We start from the raw sequence: 15,590 nt of genomic DNA on the forward strand, positions 1-15,590 counted from the left end.
CCGGTCCGGGCCGTGATCGCCGACCGGTCTGGGGCTCGCCGGCCGGTCCGCCGTCGGGGGCCCGTCCGGGGCCGGCGTGCTCGGTGGCGTGCCTCAGGCGGCACGCCGCGCGAGCGCCTGCTCGACCTCGTTCCGTCGCACGGGTGCGCTCACCTCGTGGAGAAAACCGGCCACCTCCCGGTACGAGGCCCAGAAGCCGACCTCGTGGTAAGGAACGCCGCGCTCCGCGCAGTACTCGCGGGTCAGTTCCCGGGCACGGGGCAGGTTCTTCTGCGCCATGGAGGGGAACAGGTGATGCTCGACCTGGTAGTTGAGGCCGCCGTACAAGAAGTCGACGAGACGCGAAGGGCGGATGTTGCGCGAGGTGAGCACCTGGCGCTCCAGCCAGTCCAAGGTCTCCTCGTCACCGTCGCGGACCTCCATGCCCTTGTGGTTCGGGGCGAAGATCATGCCGAAGTAGAGGCCCTGGGCGAACTGCTGCACGACGATGAAGGCCACGGCGAGCAGCGGGGAGAGCACGGTGAAGGTCAGCGTCAGGTAGATGGCCGCGCGCAGCAGGATCAGCGCGCCTTCGAGCACCGGGCGCTTGGTCTGGCCCCGGGCGATCACCTTGATCGCGGTCTTGCTCATCTTGAGGGCTTCGAGGACCAGCAGGACAAAGAACAGGACGCTCTGGTACCGGACGATGAACCGCTTGATCCCGTGCCGGCTGGGGTACTGCTTGAGATCGAAGATCGCTGTACGACGGCCGATGTCCGGGTCCATGTCCAGGTGGTTGGGGTTGCTGTGGTGCCGGTTGTGGTGGTTGACCCACCAGCCGTAGCTCGACCCGTTGATCAGGTTGGCGTGAATGTAGCCGACGGCGGTGGCGAGCCGCTTGTCGCGGAACATCGCCTTGTGGCCGGCGTCATGGAACATGTAAGCGCACTGTGTCCCGCACAGGCCCATCCACACGGCCACGACGAGCTGCCACCAGGAGTCGCCGAGCAGGAAGAACGCCGTGAAACCGGCCGCCAAGAGAAGCGTGTTGAGCGCCAGGCGGCCTATGTAGTAGCGCGGGTCGAAATCCAGCAGGCCCTCGGCCTTCACCCGCTTCAAAAGCTCGGCGAACGTTGCGGAGGCGCCCACGGGCTGCGGAGCCGGAGACGCGCGGCGTGCGTCGAGGGACTCGGCCACGCTGTTCTGGGAGGGGATGTGCGGTGATGACATACGGTGCACTCCTTGGGTTGATCTGTCCAGTAGCGAGGCGGTGGCAAGGCAGCCGTGCCGGGATCAGGAGGGCGTGCGGGGGAGAGGCGGGAGCCACGGGGTGGCATCGTGGCCTCGCCCGCGCGTGAGCCGCGGCACTACGGTGCGTCGCGTCTGGTTCCGAGCCGACGTGCTGCCCAGCCTCGCCTACCGGGCTGATGCGGTTCTGACACTGGACTGACCGGGGCGGCGCGGCGCGGCGCGGGTCAGGCCGCTGACGCCTCTTCGGCCAGACGCCGGTCCAGGGTGAGCAGGACGGCGTCGGCGTCGCGCGCCAGCGCCGTGTCGTCGGGGCACCCCATGATCCGCATGAGGTGCTCGACCATCGACTGCCGGAGCTCGTCGGTACTGAGAGACGCGTAGGACACGGTCTTCCCTTCATGGCTGGAACGGAGAAGTGGTTCCTTGCTACGGAGCCTCAGAAGGCGTTGCTTGCCCGGAAGATGTGGGCGAAGCCGGCGAGCGAGGCCTGGTTCTCGAACGCGACGTACTCGGGGATGAGGACATCGGCGGCCCACTTCTTCTTGTAGGCAAGCTGCGTCTGCGCGGGGTAGAGAGCGGCGCCCTGGTCCCACAGGAAGTGCATCAGCCACTGGAACGCGGGGCTGTGGCCCGGGACCTCGTGGCTCGCGTCCAGACCCGTGAAGGGCGTGAAGCCGAAGTGCAGCCACTCCACCCCCTCGCCACGGAACACCTCCAGCGCGTGGGCGTTGATGGCCTCCATCAGCCCGGGCGAGCCGTCCGGAATGCGCCGGCTCAGGTCGTGCATCCAGCCGGCGCGGGATCCGTAGACCGGGGAGTAGGAGATGTACGCGACCGGGGCGTCGTCTATGGTGCCGACGAAGAGCCGGCGGTGCGCCTGCATCGGGCCGCCGATCTGGCCCACCAGGAACTCCAGGGGGCGGGCGCCCTCGCCCTTCGAACCGAGCCACGCGCGGTCGACGACCGCCAGACCGTCCTGCCACTCCGCCGCCTGGACCTCCTGGATCTTCAGACCGTTGCGGTGCGCTCGGGACACCTTATTGCGTAGCTGCATGAACCGGGTGCCCCGCAGCGTGAGGTCCGGGACGCGCACCGCCCAGGAGGCCCCGATCTGATTGACCGTGAAGCCCTGACGCACGTAGGCGTCGGTGTCCTCGCGCTGGAGCTGCACGGCGACGAGGGTGAGGTCCCTGTCACGGACGTGGGTGACAAAGCGCTCGAGGAGTGCGTCGTACGATGCCCTGTCGGCGAAGGGGCCGCCGAACTGCACGGCGTACCGTCCCGTCCTCCGGAACGAGATCACCCCGTTCAGCCCGGGGACGCCGAACGTTTCGTTTCCCTCGTTCACCGCGAGAAATGAACTGGAGTTGTCGGCGGGATTGTACTTCTGCACGGCCAGGAAGGCCGGACTCTCGATTTCCGTCGCGGACACGCTCACGCTCCCTCTCGGTGGGACTGAACCGAGGGAATTAGAGCATCGAACGGCTCGGCGCCGGAAGAGTGTTCCCCGGAGGCGTCGGAGGTACGTCAGCCACATGTCAGACTCGTATCAGCGACGTCTGTCAGTGTTGTTCACAGGAACGGCCCGGCAAACGCCGGTCAGCTCCTGGAGAGGTGCCCGGAGTGGTTTATCGGGGGCCTGAGCTTCGGCTCGACGGTCGGGTCCTATGGGCCCACGCAGGTTCGAATCCTGCCCTCTCCGCAGTCCCGCCGGTTTATCGGAGCGGGTTTGGGAGAGGTGCCCGGAGTGGTTTATCGGGGGCCTGAGCTTCGGCTCGACGGTCGGGTCCTACGGGCCCACGCAGGTTCGAATCCTGCCCTCTCCGCCGTTTTCTCGCATGATCTCCAAAGCCCCCGCTCCTCGGAGAAGCGGCCCGCCCGGGAAGACCTGCCGACAGGTTTCCGAGCGGGCCGCGTACGTGCCGACCCGCGGCGGGCCGGGGGGGCACGTCACCGGCCGGCCGGTGTCAGGTCCGGGTCCCCGAGCGTCCGGTGGGCCATCTCCAGCACGCTGCGGCGGACCGCCTCGGCGTCGATCGGCGTCCCGTCGGCGATCAGGTCGTCCAGCAGGCCGTCGGCAGCGTGGTAGACCATGCGGAACGCCCATTCGGGGTTGGCGCTGCGAAAGGCGCCGGCGACCGCGCCGCGCCGGACGAAGTCACAGATCGAGTCCACCACGCGGGCGTTGGACTCCTTGCACATCTCCAGCGCCTTCGCGTTCGCCGATCCGTAGACCAGCCGGTGCAGCTCGGCGTTGTCGATGGCGTGCTCCAGGAGCCTGCACAGCAGCTCGTCCATGGTGGGCCACCACGCCTGCCCCTTGCCCAGGATCTCCTGGGTGGTGTCGTAGAACGCGTTGACGTACTGCTCCCAGAGGGCGGCCAGGACGTGGTCCTTGGTCTCGAAGTACATGTAGAAGCTGCCCTTGCCCATGCCCGCGGCCGTGGCGATGTCCGCGATGGTGGCGTCGGCGAAGCCCTCCGTGCCGAACACCTCACGGCTGGCCCTCAGGATGTCGGCCCTGCGCGCCTCGGGGGTCTTGACGACGCGCTTGCGCTTCCTCGGGGTCGCGGTCTGAGCCATCACTGCAGCCCTCCTTGCTCGGGGAGTATGCGTTCGAGGCTACATGACCGACCGCCGGTCCCTTGTCGGACCGACCGTCGGTCAGTTAGCGTTTCTCACGCTTGGTCTTCCCATGGCCCCCTGTCGCATGCAGGCAGAAGGCCTCGAACTCGTGTGAACGTGAGGCAGGCATGACAACTGCGACCCCGGACGCCACCCGCGGAAAAGGTCTGTTGCTGACCTTCATCTGCGTCGGCATCTTCATGGTGTACCTCGACTCCACCATCGTGAACGTGGCCCTGCCGGAGATCCAGCAGGACCTGTCGGCAGACCTGACCCAGCTCCAGTGGGTCATCAACGCCTACGCGCTCGTCGTCGCCTGTCTCCTGCTCACGGCGGGGACGCTCGGCGACATCTTCGGACGCAAGCGCATCTTCCTCGGCGGTCTGGTGGGATTCCTCGCCGCGTCGGCCCTCTGCGCGCTCGCGCCGAACTACGAGTTCCTGCTGGTCGCCCGTGTGCTGCAGGGTGCCGCGGGATCCATCATGATCCCGGTCTCACTGGCCCTCGTCTCCACCACCTACCCGCAGCCCGCCGCGAGGGCCCGTGCCATCGGTATCTGGGCCGGCATCGGCGGACTCGCCCTCGCCGCGGGTCCGGTGCTCGGCGGCGTCCTCGTGGACGCCTTCGGCTGGCAGTCGATCTTCTGGGTCAATCTGCCCTTCGGCCTGGCCGCGCTGGCCGTCCTGGCCGGCAAGCTCGCCGAAAGCAAGGCACCGAACCGCCGCCGCGCCGACATCACCGGGCAGGTCCTCTTCGTCGTGGCCATGGCCACCCTCGTGTACGGGCTGATCGAAGCCAGCGCCCGGGGGTGGAGCGACCCGGTCATCCTCGGTTCCTTCGTCGTCGCCGCCGTCGCCCTGGCCGCCTTCATCGCGTGGGAGCTGCGCAGCGAGGACCCGATGCTGCCGATGAACCTCTTCCGCAGCCCCGTCCTCGTCGTGGCCGGCGCCGTCAACTTCCTCGGCCTGTTCGGCCTGTACGGCAGCATCTTCCTGCTGACCTTCTATCTGCAGGAGGTCAACGGCCTGTCGACCACCGAGGCCGGCGTCCGGTTCCTCGCCCTGAACGTGTCGATCATGGTGTTCTCGTACGTCGCGAGTGTGGCCGCCGCCAAGTTCGGCCCGAAGGTTCCGATCCTGATCGGCTCGCTGGCGAGCGCTGTCGGCCTCTTCGCACTGGCCCAGTTGGAGCCGGGCAGCGGATTCGGCTCCTACTGGTGGGCGATGGCGCTGCTCGGCGCCGGTGTCTCCCTCGTCGGAGCGCCGGCGACCGTCGCGCTGCTCGCCTCAGTCCGCCCGGAGCAGGCCGGGACCGCATCGGGTGTCTCCAACACGTTCCGGCAGGTCGGCAGCGTGTTCGGCGTGGCCCTGACGGGCACCCTGCTGATCCAGCACCTGCACGACGCGGTCCCCGGCGCGATGAAGAACGTGCGGTTGGATCCGGCGGCGCGCGGCGAGGCGACCGGTCTGCTGTCCTCGGGCGACCTGAGCGCCATCGCCGGGCTGCCGGAGCAGGCGCGGCAGCCGGTGCGCGACGCCGTGGCTCCGATCTTCACCGACGGACTCCAGATCGGCTTCACGGCGGCCGCCGTCGGCACCATCATCGGGGGCCTGCTGGCGCTGGTGATCCTGCCCAGCCGCAAGAAGATGGCCGAGGCCAGGGCCGCCGCCGCAGATCCGACCCCGGGACCCGCCGACGCCTCCCGTGCCGCCTCTGTGTGACCCGACCATCACGCACAAGCATTACGGAGCCGCCGTGGACACCAAGGAACTCCTGCACGCCTACCAGGAACTGCTGGCCGAGGCCGAGCTCATCACCGACGCCCCACCTCTCGCCGAGTCCGACCGTACCCAGATCGACTGGATCCTGGCGCACATCGCCCTGAGCGACCGGGCCCTGGCCGACGCGGGACGCGCCGTCATCGCCGGCCGGGAGGCCCGCCTGGACAACACCCAGGCCATGTCGAAGTCCGAGATCGGCCGGATCCTCCGCTCGACCACCCACGCGGAGCGGGCGGAGCTGGTCCGCCGGAACGCGATGGAACTCGTCGACCTGCTGGCCCTCACCCCCGACGAGGCGGCGGACGCGACCGTCCGGGCCCGCCTCGTCAACCGTGAGGGCGCCGTGGTCTTCGACCAGGACCTCAAGTGGGGGGATCTGATTCGAGTACGCGCCAAGGAACACATTCCGGGACATGCGGCCACGCTGCGATCCCGAAAAGGCACACAGACCGGTCCGTAGGCACACCGGTGGACCAGTTAGCCGCTTCCCGGCCGTCCCTGTGTCCGAGATCTATGGTAAACGTTGATAAAAAAACGTTCATCATGCATTTCTCGTGTGTCAGAATCGAACTAAAGCACTGGGCTGTTCGTTGAGATGGCAACGCGCGTTAACCGTCGAAATTGAGCCATCTGGCTGATCGGGGGAGGGGAGTGCGCCGGCCATTCATCGTGACAGGTGACGTCAGCCAGTCCGGCACTCCCGCACCGGTCAGCCGCACGGCGGAATCGCGTTCGTCTTGACGTGTACCGAATAGACGGCAACGGAGGACGATGTGCTGAGCTTTTCGATTCTCGGGGCGCTAGAGGTCCACACCAGAACAGGGCAGGTCGACATACCGGGCGATCTGCAACGCACTTTATTACAGGTACTGCTGGTCAGCGAGGGGCAGGCAGTGTCAGGGGAAACGCTCGTCGAAGAGATGTGGGGGGAATCGACGCCAGACAACCAGGTGAACGCTCTCCAGGCACACATCAGCCGAATGCGGCGACGACTGAAATCCCTGGAGCCCGACCGGCATACGTCACGCCTGACCGTCCACCCGTCCGGCTACCGGCTGGCCGTGGACGAGTCCGAGATCGACGCCGCCCAGTTCCTCGGGAAGGTCCACCGGGCCGAGGGTATCGTCGCCACGCGCCCGGCCGAGGCCGTCGGTCTCCTGCGCTCCGCCCTGTCCATGTGGCGAGGCCCGGTCTTCGGGCCCCTGCCCGGCGGGTCGGTGTGCCGCCTGGCCAGCGCCCTGTACGACGAACACCGCCTGCGCGCCAGTGAGTTGCTGTTCGACGCCGAGCTCAGCGCCGGCCGCCACGCGAGCATCCTCGCCGAACTCCGCGACGCCCACATCAGCAACCCGCTGCGCGAGCGGTTCTGCGAACAGCTCATGATCGCCCTGTACCGCTCCGGCCGGCAGACCGATGCGCTGGACACGTATCGCCACATGTGGAAGCGCCTCTCCGAGGAGATCGGGGTGCTCCCCTCCCCGTCACTGCGAAGCGTGGAACACGCGATCCTCTCCCACGATCCGTCCCTCACCCTGACCAGTGCCCCCACGCTCTGCCGGTCCGCGTGACGCAACCCGCACCGTGACACCGTTCGGACGCGGACCGTCCGCGACGTCCGCGGCTTCGGACAGGTGAGCGGGCCCGTCCGCCGGGGGACCGGCGGACGGGCCCGGTTTTCGTGGCTCAGGCGGTACGGCCCCCGGGCAGGAGCCTCCGGAATCCGGTGTAGGGGACGAGGACCTCCGGCAGGACCACGCTGCCGTCGGGCCGGCAGCCCTGTTCGAGGAGAGCCGCCACCGTGCGGCCGATCGGCAGCGCCGACCCGTTGAGCGTCGCGGCGAAACCCTTGCGACCGGTGGCGTCGCGGTGGCGGATTCCCGCCCGCCGGGCCTGGAAGGTACCGCAGTCCGAGACCGAGGAGATCTCCCGGAAGGCGCCGCTGCCCGGCAGCCACACCTCGACGTCGTAGGTCATCCGCGCGGAGAAGCCCATGTCGCCGGCAGGAAGCAGGACCACGCGGTACGACAGTTCCAGCCGCCGCAGACACTCCTCGACGTGCCCTGTCATCAGCTCGAACTGCGACGGGGCGTCCGCCGGCGCGCACACCCGCACCAGCTCCACCTTCTCGAACTGGTGCAGCCGCAGCAGCCCCCGGGTGTCCCGCCCGTAGGAACCGGCCTCGGAGCGGAAGCACGGGGTGCGGGCGGTGAAGGCGAGCGGCAGTTCCGCGTCGGTGAGCGTCCGTCCGGCGACCAGGTTCGTCAGGGGCACCTCGGCGGTGGGGATCAGGAAGAGCTCGCGGTCGCCGACCCGGGTGGCGAAGAGGTCCTCCTCGAACTTCGGGAGCTGACCGGTGCCCATCATGGTCTCCCGGTTGACGAGGAAGGGAACCGTGTACTCGGTGTAGCCGTGCCGCGCGGTGTGCAGATCGAGCAGGAAGTCGCCGAGCGCCCGTTCCAGACGTGCTCCCGGCCCGCGGCCGACCTGGAACCGGGCCCCCGACAGACGGGTGGCGCGGGCGCTGTCGAAGAGTCCCAGGCGCTCACCGATATCGGCGTGGTGCGCCGCCCCTGCCTCGCCGGCCTCGACCGGGGGCCCGCCCCGGCGTATCTCCACGGCCTCCTTCTCGGACCGGCCGTCCGGCACCTGGTCCAGCGGAAGGTTGGGGATGGTCCGCAGGCGCCGCGTCAGCTCGGCGGTCGCGGCGCGCGCCTGCGTCTCGGCCTCCTGCACACGGTCCCGCAAGGCGCGTGCCGCCGCACGCTCCTCCTCGTCCGGGACCGCGTCGCGGGTGTCACGGCGCGCCGCGGCCTTCAGCCGTGCCCGCAGCCGGCTCACCTGGTCCTCGGCGGCGGTCCGCCTGCGGGAGGCCGCCTCCAGGGCGTCGAGATCGAGGGGGTGGTCGCGTCGCGCCAGTCGCCGTACGGCCTCGGGTCCCGACTCGATGAGTTCGCGTACGTCGTGCACGGCAGTCTCCTTGCGTTCCGGTGCGGCCCGGACGGTGCGCGGACGTGCCGGCCCGGGCGCACGGCGGGGGTACGAACAGGGGCAGCCGACCCGGTGTCGGATCGGCTGCCCCGGAACGGCAGTGACGCTCAGGCCGCGGCCACGGCGAGAACCGCGTTCTGCCCGCCGAAGCCGCAGGAGTTGCTCAGCGCCAGGTCGACGGGGAGCGACGTCTGCGTCGAGGCGACCTTGATGTCGATGCGGGGATCCGGGTGGGTGAGGTTGGCGGTGGGCGGCACGATCGACTGTTCCACCGAGAGCACCGTGAAGACCGCTTCCACGGCTCCCGCGGCGCCCAGCAGGTGCCCGGTCACGCCCTTGGTGGAGGTGACCAGTGGGTCGCCGGTCAGTACCCGCTTCAGCATGGTGGCCTCGGCCAGGTCGTTCAGGGGCGTCGACGTGCCGTGCGCGTTGACGTGTCTCACGTCGCCCGGTCCGGCGTCCGCGTCGCGCAGGGCGTCGCGTACGGCCGACTCGATACCGGCGCCCGTCGGATGGGGAGACGTCATGTGGTGGGCGTCGGCGGACGCCCCGTAACCCGCGACCCGGGCCCGGACCCGGGCACCGCGGGCGCGGGCGTCCGCCGGCCGCTCGAGGACGAGGATGCCGGCACCCTCCCCGGCGACGAACCCGTCCCGGTCCGCGTCGAAGGGCCGCGAGGCGGCGGCGGGGTCGTCCTCACGCCGGGACAGGGCGCCCATCTGCGCGAAGCCCGCCATCGCCAGCGGCGTGATCAGGGCTTCGCTGCCCCCGGTCAGGACCACGTCGCAGCGGTCGAGAAGCAGCAGGTCCCGGGCGACGCCCACGGCGGTCGTGCCCGAGGCGCACGCCGTGGACACCACCAGGTTGGGGCCGGCCGCTCCGAACTCGATGGCCGTCTGGCCCGCCAGCATGTTGGGTAGCTGCATCGGCAGCAGCAGCGGGGACACCTTGCCCGCACCCGCCGACAGCAGCACCCGGTGCTGGGCCTCGACCGTGGTGGGCCCTCCGTCGCCGTTGCCCAGGACCACGCCGACGCGCGCGCCGTCCCAGGTCTCCCGGTCCAGCCCGGCATCGGCCAGCGCCTCACGAGCGGCGACCAGGGCGAACTGTACGAACGGGTCCAGGCGCAGGGCACGCCTGGCCCCCAGCAGGGCATCGGCGTCGAACCCGGGAACGCGGCACGAGATCCTCACCGGGTTCGACTCCAGCACAGGGTCGAAGGCGGCCGTGGAGCGCCCTGAGCGAACCGTCGCCCAGCTCGACTCCACCCCGATGCCGGCCGGGGTGACGAGGCCGACCGGGCCTCCTCCAGACCGCCCGGATAGGGCTCGGACTCCTCCCGCTCCTCGTCGGGCGCTTGCTCGCGCAGCAGGTCGCGGAGCATGGCGGCGACCTCGTCGAACCCGCCGGCCGCGTCCTCGGCGGCCCGGTGCGCGTCGAGCAGTTCGGCGTGGGCCTCGCGGGCCTGCCTCAGTGCCTCGTTGCGGGCGGCGAGTTCGGCGGTCGCCGTGCGCAGCAGGGTCTGGGCGTGTTCGGCGTCGCGCGGGAGGAGCTCCTCGGGGAGTTCGGTGTGGGCGTCGCCGTCCTCGGGCGCGAGCCGTTCGGCCTCGCCGCGCAGCCGGCCGAGCTGTTCGCTCGCGCTCGACATGCGGGTCTCCAGGAGCTGCACCAGTTCCTCGGCGCGGGCGGCGGCGGCCTGCCGGGACGGTCCGTCGGAGCCGTCGGGCGACTCCAGCAGTTGCCCGGCCCTGGTGCGCACCTTGTTGCTGAGCCGGTCCAGTTCGGCGCGGGCCGCGCTCTCGTCGCTCTCCGCGCGGGCCTGTTCGGCCCGCAGGTCGGCGCCGACGCCGACCTTCTCGTAGAGCTGGGAGGCCGCACGGTAGGCCTCGCGGAGGGCGGGCAGGGACGTCTTCGGCGCGCTCGTGCCGTCGTCCGGCGCGTCCTGCGGTACGTCGTCGGGGGCGCCGGCGATCTCGGAGCGCTCGGCGCGCAGTGTGCGGGCGGTGCGTCGGGCGTCGTCGGCGGCCCGCTGGGCGCATTCCCACTATGTTCCCCATAGCGCAACCCATCGTGCCATGCGCAACAGCAGAGGAGCTTGCCGTGCCACACGAGGTCCGTGCCGTAGTCGCTGTGAAGAAGGGCGCACCGGTCGAGGTGCAGACGGTCGTCGTGCCGGACCCGGGACCCGGCGAGGTTCTCGTCGCGGTACAGGCCTGCGGGGTCTGCCACACGGACCTGCACTACCGGGAGGGCGCGATCACGGACGACTTCCCCTTCCTGCTCGGCCATGAGGCGGCCGGCACGGTCGAGGCGGTCGGCGAGGGGGTCACCGATCTTCAGCAGGGCGACTACGTGGTCCTGGCCTGGCGGGCGCCCTGCGGCGGCTGCCGTTCCTGCCGACGCGGTCGCCCCTGGTACTGCTTCGACTCCCGCAACGCCGCCCAGCCGATGACCCTGCTGGACGGCACGCCGCTGACCAGCGCCCTCGGTATCGGTGCCTTCGCCGAGAAGACGCTGGTCGCGGCGGGCCAGGCGGTGAGGGTCGACCCGGCCGCGCGCCCCGAGGCGGCCGGCCTGATCGGCTGCGGGGTGATGGCCGGTTACGGCGCCGCCGTCAACACGGGCAACGTGGGCCGCGGCGACTCGGTCGCCGTCATCGGCTGCGGCGGCGTCGGCAACGCGGCGATCGCGGGAGCCGCCCTCTTGGACCGGCCGGGCTACCGGCTACACGGCTACCGCCGGCAGCGACGGGCAACGGCTGCCGTCCGGCTGGCAGACCACCGCCACCACCACCTACGACACCCTGGGCCGCCCGCTGGCCGTCACCGACACCGCAGGACGCACCACCTCCACCGCCTACACACCCGCCGACGCCGGTCCCCTTACGAGAACGCTCTCGACCGACCCCAAGGGCTACACCTCGGCCAGCTATCTCGACCCCCGTCGCGGCTTGGCACTGCGCAGTTACGACATCAACTCCAAGAAGACCGAACAGCACTACGACGCGCTCGGCCGGGTCACCGACGTGTGGCTGCCCAACCGCTCCAGCGGCAGCCAGATCCCGAACGTCAAGTTCACCTACCACCTCGACAACACCAAGCCGTCCTCGGTATCGACCGCCACCCTGACCAACAAAGACACCTACATCACCAACTACGCCCTCTTTGACTCCCTCTTGCGGCCCCTGCAGACCCAGGCACCGACCCCGCAGGGAGGCCGGCTGCTGACCGACACCCACTACGACACCCGCGGCCTGGCCTACGCAACGTTCGCCGACATCTTCGACAACACCACCACCCCCAACGGCACCTACACCCGAGCCGAATACGGCGCCGCCCCCACCCAGACGGAGACCGTCTTCGACGGCGCCGGCCGGCCCACCACCAGCACCCTGCTCGTCGGCGGCGTCAAGAAGTGGGCCACCACCACCAGCTACACCGGCGACTCCACCGCCACCACCGCCCTCGACGGCGGCTCCGCACAGCGCACCATCACCGACATCCGCGGCCGCACCACCGAAACCCGCTCCTACGCCGGCGAAAACCCCGCCGATGCCGCCTTCGGCACCGGCCCCGGCGCCAGCTACACGTCGACCAAATTCACCTACGCTCTCGACGGCCAACAGAAGACGATCACCGGCCCGGACGGGGCCACCTGGTCCTACGGCTACGACCTGTTCGGCCGCCAGACCAGCGCCGACGACCCCGACAAGGGCAAGGCAACCACCCAGTACAACGCCCTCGACCAGATCACCAAGACCACCGACTCTCGCGGCAAGTCCATCCTGAGCGCCTACGACGAGCTTGGCCGCCCCACCGGCACCTGGGCCGGATCGAAGACAGACGCGAACCAGCTCACCGGCTACACCTACGACACCCTCCTCAAGGGCCAGCCGACCTCCTCCACCCGCTACCTCGGCGGCAAGAGCGGCGTTGCCTACACCCAGGCTGTCACCGCCTACGACAGCATGGGCCGGGCCACCCACACCGAACTGCAACTGCCTGCCAGCGACCCGTTCGTCAAGGCCGGCCAGCCGGCCACGATGGCGTTCGAGACGCACTACAACACCCCCGGGGCGGTGCAGCAGACCAAGGACCCAGCACTGGGCGGCCTGCCCTCCGAAATCGTCGGCTATGAGCACGACGACCTGGGCAACCTCACCGCCATCGGCACGTACCTGCCCGAGATCGACTACTCGGCCCTGACCGAACCGCAGATGCTCACCATGGGCACCGGCGAAGACCAGGTCTACGTCGCCAACCGCTTCGAAGAAGGCACCGGCCGCCTCACCCGCACCTTCACCCAGGACCTCACCCACCCCTACCACCTGCAGGACCTGAACTACAGTTACGACCAGGCTGGCAACGTCACCTCCATCAGCGACCCCACCACCCTCGGCGGCACCAGCAGCGCCGAAACCCAGTGCTTCACCTACGACGCCCACCAGCGGCTCACCGAAGCCTGGACCCCCACCTCCCAGAAGTGCACCGACCCCCGCAGCGCCACCTCGCTATCCGGCCCAGCCCCCTACTGGACCAGCTACACCTACAACACCGCAGGCCAGCGCACCACCGAAACCCAGCACACCAGCGCCGCCACGACCAAAACCACCTACTGCTACACCAACACCGACCAGCCCCACACCCTGACCGGCACCACCACCAAAACCGACTGCACCAGCCCCGAACATACCTACACCTACGACACCACCGGCAACACCACCAAGCGCCCCGGCGTAGCCGACAACACCACGCAGAACCTGGCCTGGTCCGAGGAAGGCAAACTCACCCGCCTCACCGAAGACAACCAGTCCACCGACTACCTATACGGCGCCGACGGAACCCTCCTCATCCGCGCCACCGAAAACGGCGAACGCGTCCTCTACGCCGGCAGTACCGAACTACACCTCCGCGCCGACGGCACCACCTGGGCCCAGCGCTACTACGCAGCAGACGGCATCACCGCCGCCCTGCGCTCCAACCAGACCGGCACCAACAAGGTCACCTTCCTCGTCAGCGACCACCACGGCACCTCCAGCCTGGCCATCGACCGCCTCGACCAGAAATACACCAAGCGCTACACCACCCCCTTCGGCGAAGACCGGGGCAAACCCCAGTACGGCCCCTGGCCCGACGACAGGGGCTTCCTTGGCAAGACACGAGACACAACCACCGGCCTCACCCACATCGGGGCGCGCGAATACGACCCCACTCTTGGTCAATTCATCAGCGTCGACCCACTACTCGAATCCGAAAAACCTCAGACCCTCAACGGATACAGTTACGCCGCAAACAACCCCACGACTTTTTCCGATCCCACCGGTACCAGGCTTGCCGATTGTGACGGTGGATGGAACGAATGCGGACCTGGTGGAAACGGCGGAATCAGCGACAGCGGGCCAGTTGTCGACAGCGGCAACAGCGATAGCGGTTCGCCATCAACAGGCGGGACAGCGTCAACCGGCAGCGGCGGCAGCGTTGAGTACCCTGCGCCACAAGATCCTGGATGTGGTTTCTGGGACGTCAAGTGCGGATTGAAGCAGTTCTTCCACAGCGAGTGTGGATTCTGGGACGTCAAGTGCGGACTCAATGAAAATTATCAGGCCTGGAAAACCGTTCTCATGCCTGATACAGAGGATGCCGAAGCCTGCTCCCAGTTTGACAAGCTCGCATGTAGCATGCTCGTCGCCGGTTTCTTGCCGGCAGGGAAACTGAAGAAGCTCGGGAAGCTTCTTGATGAGGGACAAGACGCCAAGAAGGCTGCCGAGATAATCGAGGAAGCCATTGATTTGGTAGGCCAGGTGCCCTATGGCGAAGGGCATCTCGGCAAAGCAGTGCAATTGCAGCGCTTGATTGACAAGAAGAGGAATGGAAACTACGCTTCCGCTCTGCTAGATGATGGAACCACGCTGGTGGCCCACTCCGACTCGTCCTTCCACTCTGAGGAGTACCTGCTACAGCGGGCCGGGAAGAGGAAAATCGTGGCAGCATACTCGGAACGTGAACCCTGCGCCACTGGACACAATTGCGAGTCCCAGTTGAAGAACGCTGGGGTGAAAAACGTGAGTTGGTCATTCCCGTGGAACGGGATCGGCGACGCCGGCAGGGCGAAGACGAACAAGGACCTCAACGCTGCAATCTCAAAGCTCTTCAAGGGGTAGCGAGCCGAGTGTGCTGTACTGGTGGGGCTGGGTCAGACTCGAGCTCCACCAGTACCTTTTTGCTGAAAATTCGGAGAACATTCCATGAATATTGATCTCGTCAACCTTGGTATCGTGCACGGTGGGGCAGAGTTGATCGTTCCGCATGAATTTTTCTCCTATCGGTCGCTTGATTCACTCGAAGCGGTTGAGTCGGATTCCGGGAAGGCGCTGATTCGTTTCGGCGTGTTTGGCCTGAGTGTCTCCGTGTACCTCGACCAAGACTCGCAGGAGGTTCTGTACGGACTGAACCCCGGAGACGTCAATATCGTCAACACTTCATTCCCGCATTTTACTCAGTGCGTCCTCCGGTTGAGTGAAATGTTCCCGTTCTATGCTGAAGACAGCGATGCCGACGAATGGGAAGAAGCCGCACAAAGAGTAGAAGATGTCATTCGCGAGATCGACCCGAGCGCGTATCGCGAGGGATCTTTCTGGTATGAATTCAGGTGGGATGTGACAACGGGGGATTTTCATGACTAGGGGAGCCGCAGTTGCTGTGACGCGCTTGCTTAGTGATCTTAACTGTGGCCTGCTGCCATTCAGTCGTATAGGGCGATACATCTGTTCCGCTAGACTTCTTGCAGAGGCTAACGAAATGAAATACCAGTAGTCGTCTTCTTGATTGGTGGCGAGAAGGGGTAGAACAGGGAGTCACAGCACCAGGATGCTTCCTTCGGGCGCTCGGTCGGATTGCGTTAGTTGCGTCGCGTGAACGATCAGGAGGCGGTGGACACTGCTGATGGGTGTCGCTCGCGGACTCGGAG

General features: G+C 67.9%; 11 protein-coding genes, 2 tRNA genes and 2 pseudogenes. 8 read left to right on the forward strand and 7 right to left on the reverse strand.

Features of this window, described 5'->3' with window-relative positions:
* Positions 1-93 precede the first annotated feature (93 nt).
* The 3 genes from B1H29_RS36545 to B1H29_RS36550 all read right to left on the reverse strand — a co-directional run bounded on the left by B1H29_RS36545 (position 94) and on the right by B1H29_RS36550 (position 2,662).
* Positions 94-1,209 (reverse strand): acyl-CoA desaturase, encoded by a 1,116-nt coding sequence (locus tag B1H29_RS36545; protein WP_079159913.1) that lies wholly within the window; start codon positions 1,207-1,209, stop codon positions 94-96.
* A 245-nt stretch (positions 1,210-1,454) separates the two neighbouring features.
* A complete protein-coding gene (locus B1H29_RS38315; RefSeq protein ID WP_159027748.1) occupies positions 1,455-1,616 on the reverse strand; it encodes a hypothetical protein in 162 nt (53 codons plus the stop codon).
* A 50-nt stretch (positions 1,617-1,666) separates the two neighbouring features.
* Positions 1,667-2,662, reverse strand: a complete 996-nt coding sequence (locus tag B1H29_RS36550; RefSeq protein ID WP_055422264.1) for a DUF2156 domain-containing protein — start codon at positions 2,660-2,662, stop codon at positions 1,667-1,669.
* Between the two features lie 176 nt (positions 2,663-2,838).
* Between B1H29_RS36550 and B1H29_RS38320 the strand changes: the two genes are divergently transcribed.
* Positions 2,839-2,932 (forward strand) — tRNA-OTHER (locus B1H29_RS38320).
* Positions 2,933-2,962: 30 nt separating this feature from the next.
* Positions 2,963-3,056 (forward strand) — tRNA-OTHER (locus tag B1H29_RS38325).
* A 124-nt stretch (positions 3,057-3,180) separates the two neighbouring features.
* Here B1H29_RS38325 and B1H29_RS36555 read toward each other — a convergent pair.
* Positions 3,181-3,813, reverse strand: a complete 633-nt coding sequence (locus B1H29_RS36555; RefSeq protein ID WP_055422265.1) for a TetR/AcrR family transcriptional regulator — start codon at positions 3,811-3,813, stop codon at positions 3,181-3,183.
* Positions 3,814-3,983: 170 nt separating this feature from the next.
* On the opposite strand from B1H29_RS36555, the gene B1H29_RS36560 reads away from it, so the two are divergent.
* The 3 genes from B1H29_RS36560 to B1H29_RS36570 all read left to right on the forward strand — a co-directional run bounded on the left by B1H29_RS36560 (position 3,984) and on the right by B1H29_RS36570 (position 7,204).
* A complete protein-coding gene (locus tag B1H29_RS36560) occupies positions 3,984-5,576 on the forward strand; it encodes a DHA2 family efflux MFS transporter permease subunit (RefSeq protein WP_079159912.1) in 1,593 nt (530 codons plus the stop codon).
* 34 nt (positions 5,577-5,610) lie between these two features.
* The gene (locus tag B1H29_RS36565) at positions 5,611-6,096 is read left to right on the forward strand and encodes a hypothetical protein (protein WP_055422267.1); all 486 of its coding nucleotides are present in this window, start codon (positions 5,611-5,613) and stop codon (positions 6,094-6,096) included.
* A gap of 313 nt (positions 6,097-6,409) precedes the next feature.
* Positions 6,410-7,204, forward strand: coding sequence for an AfsR/SARP family transcriptional regulator (locus tag B1H29_RS36570; RefSeq protein WP_055422268.1), 795 nt, complete (start codon positions 6,410-6,412; stop codon positions 7,202-7,204).
* A 115-nt stretch (positions 7,205-7,319) separates the two neighbouring features.
* Here B1H29_RS36570 and serS read toward each other — a convergent pair whose 3' ends face one another.
* The 3 genes and pseudogenes from serS to B1H29_RS39745 form a co-directional block, all read right to left on the reverse strand.
* On the reverse strand, positions 7,320-8,603 hold the full coding sequence (gene serS, locus B1H29_RS36575; RefSeq protein WP_055422269.1) for a serine--tRNA ligase: 1,284 nt from the start codon (positions 8,601-8,603) through the stop codon (positions 7,320-7,322).
* A 128-nt stretch (positions 8,604-8,731) separates the two neighbouring features.
* Positions 8,732-9,898, reverse strand: coding sequence for a beta-ketoacyl-[acyl-carrier-protein] synthase family protein (locus B1H29_RS39740; protein ID WP_055422350.1), 1,167 nt, complete (start codon positions 9,896-9,898; stop codon positions 8,732-8,734).
* A gap of 10 nt (positions 9,899-9,908) precedes the next feature.
* Positions 9,909-10,659, reverse strand: a pseudogene (locus tag B1H29_RS39745) (hypothetical protein); the annotation flags it as partial.
* Positions 10,660-10,724: 65 nt separating this feature from the next.
* Here B1H29_RS39745 and B1H29_RS36585 point away from each other — a divergent pair.
* The 3 genes and pseudogenes from B1H29_RS36585 to B1H29_RS36595 all read left to right on the forward strand — a co-directional run.
* Positions 10,725-11,327, forward strand: a pseudogene (locus B1H29_RS36585) (alcohol dehydrogenase catalytic domain-containing protein); the annotation flags it as partial.
* Between the two features lie 247 nt (positions 11,328-11,574).
* On the forward strand, positions 11,575-14,784 hold the full coding sequence (locus tag B1H29_RS36590; protein WP_079159911.1) for an RHS repeat-associated core domain-containing protein: 3,210 nt from the start codon (positions 11,575-11,577) through the stop codon (positions 14,782-14,784).
* 84 nt (positions 14,785-14,868) lie between these two features.
* Positions 14,869-15,306, forward strand: coding sequence for an SUKH-4 family immunity protein (locus tag B1H29_RS36595; RefSeq protein WP_055422271.1), 438 nt, complete (start codon positions 14,869-14,871; stop codon positions 15,304-15,306).
* Positions 15,307-15,590 lie beyond the last annotated feature (284 nt).

This window comes from Streptomyces pactum (genome assembly GCF_002005225.1).
In the GTDB taxonomy this organism is placed as follows: domain Bacteria; phylum Actinomycetota; class Actinomycetes; order Streptomycetales; family Streptomycetaceae; genus Streptomyces; species Streptomyces pactum_A.